Below are 440 nucleotides of genomic sequence, written 5' to 3' on the forward strand. Positions count from 1 at the left end.
GATGAACCGGAGGGTTGCATCCTATATTTGCTGGAACGGGTGGCCATCGAAAAATCATCTCCCCCTCCGCCCTCCGACGGGCTGGATCTGAACACCCTCATCGAAAACTCCTATGACTGCATCTATATCACCGATCACAACGGGATCACCCTCCATACCAATTCGGCCATCGAGCGGCTGACGGGCATTCCGAAGGAATATTACATCGGCAAGGATGTCCGCTATTTGGAGAAGAGAGGGATATTGAAGAAGTCCGTCACGCTGGAAGTGCTGAAGACCGGCAAAACCGTCAGTACGGTGCAGGCGAACAAGCACGGAAAGGTGCTCATCATTACGGGCAGTCCGATCTTTGACGAAGAAGGCCGGGTTGTGCGCGTGATCACCAATGTCCGGGACGTGACGGAATTAAACCGTCTCCGGGACGCGTTGGACGAAACCCG

The 440-nt window shown here is 54.5% G+C and carries 1 protein-coding gene; it reads left to right on the forward strand.

The features are described from left to right. Nucleotides 1-27: 27 nt before the first annotated feature. A partial coding sequence (locus tag RZO55_RS02670; protein WP_318062751.1) for a PAS domain S-box protein occupies nt 28-440 on the forward strand: 413 nt, incomplete at its 3' end.

Origin of the sequence: Clostridium boliviensis (genome assembly GCF_033342255.1) — a bacterium.
GTDB lineage: Bacteria > Bacillota > Clostridia > Lachnospirales > Lachnospiraceae > Lacrimispora > Lacrimispora boliviensis.